This window comes from Vibrio sp. IB15, from assembly GCF_016406055.1.
Classification (GTDB): Bacteria; Pseudomonadota; Gammaproteobacteria; order Enterobacterales; family Vibrionaceae; genus Vibrio; species Vibrio chagasii.
Genome location: NZ_JAEFCE010000109.1, coordinates 1 through 5,330, shown reverse-complemented (window position 1 = coordinate 5,330; position 5,330 = coordinate 1). Strand labels below are relative to the sequence as shown.

4 protein-coding genes are annotated in these 5,330 nt (G+C 45.3%); 2 read left to right on the top strand and 2 right to left on the bottom strand.

The window, feature by feature from the left end:
- Nucleotides 1-151: 151 nt before the first annotated feature.
- Nucleotides 152-484, bottom strand: a complete 333-nt coding sequence (locus JC606_RS23485; RefSeq protein WP_233090602.1) for a M10 family metallopeptidase C-terminal domain-containing protein — start codon at nucleotides 482-484, stop codon at nucleotides 152-154.
- A 47-nt stretch (nucleotides 485-531) separates the two neighbouring features.
- On the bottom strand, nucleotides 532-2,928 hold the full coding sequence (locus JC606_RS22610; protein WP_233090600.1) for a VCBS domain-containing protein: 2,397 nt from the start codon (nucleotides 2,926-2,928) through the stop codon (nucleotides 532-534).
- Between the two features lie 301 nt (nucleotides 2,929-3,229).
- On the opposite strand from JC606_RS22610, the gene JC606_RS22605 reads away from it, so the two are divergent.
- Nucleotides 3,230-4,537 carry a TolC family outer membrane protein gene (locus JC606_RS22605; protein ID WP_198779490.1) on the top strand — a complete coding sequence of 436 codons (1,308 nt, stop codon included), beginning with the start codon at nucleotides 3,230-3,232 and terminating at the stop codon, nucleotides 4,535-4,537.
- Nucleotides 4,537-5,148 carry an OmpA family protein gene (locus JC606_RS22600; RefSeq protein ID WP_198779491.1) on the top strand — a complete coding sequence of 204 codons (612 nt, stop codon included), beginning with the start codon at nucleotides 4,537-4,539 and terminating at the stop codon, nucleotides 5,146-5,148. Before JC606_RS22605 ends, JC606_RS22600 begins: the two co-directional genes overlap by 1 nt.
- Nucleotides 5,149-5,330: the final 182 nt, after the last annotated feature.

Here is a 5,330-nt window from a genome sequence, read left to right as displayed (position 1 = left end):
TTCTTGAAGATAAAAGCGGCTTTCCCCGGAAAGCCGCGATGAACCTTTTTTTTGCCTGTGATTGGCGCTACTTCGACACTAAATCCCCACAACAATTATTCAATAGTTAAGGCTTTAATTTATTCGAATAGATGAAGCTTCAATTTTCCGATCAAACGGCATCATTTTTGATTAGCTCGCCAAGCGCTGAAATATTGTCAAAGCTACTATCCACAACATGATCGATTAACTGGTCTTTCACATCCTCCAAAACAATGGTTTGTTCACCTCCATCGTGTTCAATGCTCATCACCAAGTTGTCCCCTTGCAACTCAGCGTCAATTTCGAGAATGAGATCATCGACTGAGTCGCTACCTGTCGCGTCTAAAATGTCACTGAACTCAAGTAAGTCTTCACCTACAGTGAACTCTTTAACCACATCGACGCTGTTATCGAGCGCTGAGTCTACCCATTCGAAAATGTTATCCGCATCGTTACCAATCAAGATCTCGTTACCTAACTTCGCAACAAAGTCAGACGATTCGGGATCACTCAGAACTTGATAGCCGTTGCCCCTTCCACATTAAGTGTAACTGTCTCAACGCTACTTACTTCCCCGGTAGAGTCGACAACTTGGTAATCAAAGCTGTCTTGATTCACTTCTAGGTCACCACCAATATATCTAAGCTCCCAGCTCCCTTTCTGATTTGAGAACTCGACTTGTTCAATGACCTGGCCAGGCGAAGAGTACGTGAATTCATAGAATAATCGCTCAACACCTGTCTCCCCAGGTTCTTTCTCGTATTCAACCGTTTCGCTGCCGCCATCAACAAAGTAAAAAACGGCTCTCACCACATTAGGGTTGTCTTCTTCAAACACAGGACCTAAACCGTCTAAGCCAAATCGAACCTCTGATATTGGGTTCTGCGCAAAGTCTATGGTCAGAGTTTCATCTCGGTTGATACCACGCCCGTCACTATCACCAATCCCATAACCCACATGGCTTTGCTCAGCATTGTATTGCTTGAGTGGCTTATTGTTGGGGTTATCTATCTCGACATAAATCGAGCTGCCATTGGCTAATTCGACTTCACGCCTCATTCCTCCAGAGCCATCAACCGCACGACCCCAGTTATAAAAACCGTCTTCAGACACTGGCGTGTCATCATTAGGGACATCTGTGATACCAAGTAGGAATGCTTCACCTGCACCGGCAACGTAACTTAAGCCGGAATGGTCAAATTGCGTTTCTCCAGATACGTCGCTTTCCACAACCTCACGTGTAATGCCATCGGTGTTTGTATAAAGTAGAGTTCCTGATGTTGGCAGTGATTTAATCACGATATGTAAATCGACCTCGTTGTGGTCATCTTCTATATCTGATATCCGATCTTGCGCAGCTGTCGTGGAATTGAACGTGATGGCCGTTTCTATATCACCGTATTGAACGACTCCCTCACCGTCGCCACCACTTTGATGAGGCTCCCCCGACGCATCAACACTGAAACCTGTCGCCACAGGCGCGTCATTGGTACCATTAATCGTAATTTCGATTATATGTGTAGCTCCATCAGTCGAAGTGATGCTGTATCGCTCTGTAATCACTTCACCTGCGTTCAGATGCTGAACCAGATCATTGTTCACCACATAAGTCCACAGACCTGATTCTGTGATAGCTAATGTACCGAGCGCACTTACGCCAGTTGAGCCTAAGGAAGTAAACACACCTGTTGGGTTAAAACGTGGAACGTCGTTTAGATCATTGTCGGTAATAGTCAGGGTGCCTGTCACTTCAAGATGATTAGATTCTTTATCGACATCCACATATTCAATGACACTACCTGTATCACTATCACCTTCTCCGACCGAAATCTCAGATGAGTCGTCAGCTCCAGTAATAACAATCGTAATCTCGCTTGTCGTTCCGTCCGAGGCAGTAACGACATAAGTTTCAGTCACTGACTCACCTTCCCCTAAGTATTGAACGTCGTCATTATTGACGTTGTAAATCCAGCTACCACTTGGAGCAATCGAGAGCTCACCGAGCTGAGTCGTATTGGTAGACTTGCCCGCATCAAATGCGCTATTGGGTAAAAAGGTGGGCGTTGTGCTATCGACATCGGTAATGGTGACCTCACCAGATGTCTGTAACTTGCTAGTCTCTTCATTAATACCGATATCTTCGGTCACGCTTCCTGACCCGTTGGTCGCGATCGCTCGATCATCTGTGCCTACTATGGTCACTGTTATTCTTTGTTCAACACCGTCGGAAGTTCGAACTATCGTGGAATCTTGGGCCTGTTGACCAATACCTAGCTCATTAAAAGAGTTGTTTGCCAAAAAGGTCCAAGTACCGTCGGCATTGACAATAAAAGTACCCAAGCCGTTTTCACCAACGACCTCTTGCTCAATAAAAATAACACCTTGCTTATCTAGTGTTAGCGAGCCACCTGCTTCTATGGGTTGATCTTGCTCTAACTCAACAGCATTGGTTTCACCAGACACAAGTGCTAACGCGATGGTGTTAAACAGCGTCAGTGACTGAGTCACGGATAGCCCTTGAGATTCGAAGCCTGACGTTTCAAAGTCAGTTTCTGCCTGGCTTTCTGTACCTGTTCGTTCGACCCGGCCGCTATTGGTCAGGCTTGATCCTTGGTCGCCTGCGGCAGTATCAAACTCATCACCTAATTCAGTTGGATCAAAACCATCCTCAATTGCACGTTCGACTTGTGCGATGGCGTCATCGGTATCCAACTCACTTTGTTGTCCTTGGCTATCAACGAATCGTGCCGAAACACTTGGCACACTCTCTTCGTTCTCGGCAACACTAATCACGACATCACTCGAGGCTGGTTGTTCGCCCGGTGCTAATTGACTCAATCGACCCTGAGCGTCAAGCACAATACTGCCGCTAGCAAGGCCTAGAATATTAAGGTTTACACTACCCATAATTCAGTTCCTACTTCAGCCCAAAACCAACCACACACGCATCAAAGCCCACCCAGTGATGTGGTTGCTTCACTTCATCAATTTAGTAGTGCCACTATTGATAACAAACTCATTATAAACTTGCAATTGGAGCTAATTTCAAATTGTTCAACAGCAATAGCTACTTGCAGACAAAAATAAGCCTTCAAACTTCGCATTTTTTTACAGATGTCCTAAGCTTCTATTAGTACACTTCTCTCAATTCAACGAGGAACATTGGTTGAGAAAAAGAGGAGACAATGAGAGTAGAAGGAGAGCTACTTTGAGATTGTTCAAATTATCCATGATGTGTTGCTTAGTCTTCAGCACACCGCTCGCCGCTCAAACCTTGGAACAGGCTGTCGCTATCACTTTGGCAACCAATCCAGAGATAAAAAGTATCTTTAACGAGTTTGAGAGCGTGAGAAAGCGGAACGATGCCTCTGGGGGAGCTTACCGACCAAGCATCGACATTGATGCCGGTATTGGCTATGAAGGCATAAACCCTGCACCAAACAATGGCCCAGATACCGACCTTACAAGAAAAGAAGCAACGATTTCCCTCACCCAATTGTTGTGGGATGGTTCAGCAACGCTCTACGATATGGATCGTACTGCTGCCGAAGCTGAATCGGTTCGGTTACAGCTATTAGCGGATGCTGAAGACAAAGCGCTTGAAGTTACACAGATTTACTTAGACGCGGTAGAGGCGACTGAGGTATTAGCCTTGTCAGAGAGTAACCTCGCTAAACACAAGAAAATTTATCAAGACATCAAAAAGCGAGCACGCTCAGGTATAGGGTCAACTGCTGATGTATCCCAAGTCGAGGCTCGGATCGCAAAAGCTCACGGTAACTTACTAGCCGCACAGAACAACCTCTTTGATACGCACACCCAGTTTAGAAGGGTCGTAGGCCGTGAACCGCTCGGGTTAATTTACCCAAGAGCAGATATTTCAATGATTCCGTTATCGTTACAAGACGCCCTCATTGATGCATTAGACCAACATCCGGTGATAAGGGTAGCGAAAGCGGATGTCGATTCAGCACACTTCCAATATAAACAGTTAAAAGGCGTGAATTACCCAACATTCTCTATAGAGGCATCGCAATCATGGCGTGATGACGCTGGTGGTGACGAAGGTTCTAGCCAAGAAACATTGGCGATGCTGAGAATGCGATACAACTTATACAACGGTGGGGCAGACAGCGCGAACTCGGAAGCCGCCGCCTACCAATTGAATAAAGCTAAAGACTTGAGAGACAGAGCTTATCGCCAAGTCGAAGAAGGGCTGCGCCTATCTTGGAGTGCATTAGACTTAACACTACAACAAAAGAACTTCTTAGCTGACCATGTGGATTCAGCATCAGAGACGGTTATCGCTTATGGCAAACAGTACCGAATAGGTAAACGTACTCTTCTTGACTTGCTAAACACTGAGAATGAATTGTTTGAAGCGCGAAAAGATTACTTAGATGCCCATTACGCTGAGCAATACGCTAAGTATCGAGTAATGAATGCGACAGGTTCTTTATTGAACGCTCTGCTGGTTGATATTCCAGATGAGTGGACAACGTCTGTGGAGTATTGATCATGAAGATAACCTACTTACTGCTTCCTGCACTAACAATGTCCCTACTCGCTTGTTCTAGCCAACAAGAAGAGGAATATATTGAGACACCCGAAGCCGAGCAAATATCCGACCTACAAGACGAAGACAAAGACGGTGTCGTCAATGCGAGAGACGCCTGCTCTGCAACACCTCCAGCGTCGTTAGTCGATAACGAAGGTTGTGGGGAGATCATACGCGCGGAAGAAGTTAGACAGCTCAATATACTATTTGCTAAGGATTCTTACGAAGTGAATCCGATTTTCTCAGATCAGATAACCACAATAGCTGAGTTTTTAGAAACCTACCAAAGTGCGTCCATCGAAATTCAAGGCTACGCAAGTAAAGTTGGCTCTAGCGAATACAACTTAGAACTATCAAAGAAACGCGCTCACCACGTCGAAGATGAGTTACTATCCAACGGCATCGACCCAAGCCGAGTTAGAGTAGTAGGTTACGGTGAGGATCGTTTAGAAAGTGAAGGTGACGATGCAACATCACACGCTTTGAATCGTAGAGTAACCGCAACCGCGGTTGGCTTGAGCGAACAAATCGTTGAGGAATGGACTATTTTCACCACACTTGAAAAATAGACAAAGACTAGGCTGTTACAGAGCCAAAAGCTAAACCGCGAAGACAAGCATAAAAAGAGAAAAGCCGCGATAGGATTGCCTATTGAACTGACCCCCAATAGTTGGACACCAATTATTGGGGGTCTTCTTATGTCCAAATATAGCCGAGAGCTAAAATGTATCATTGCTAAGCAATATTTAGA

Excerpts from the sequence above, each read along its gene's own strand:
- JC606_RS22610 (WP_233090600.1), bottom strand. The coding sequence starts at position 2,928 with ATGGGTAGTGTAAACCTTAATATTCTAGGCCTTGCTAGCGGCAGTATT.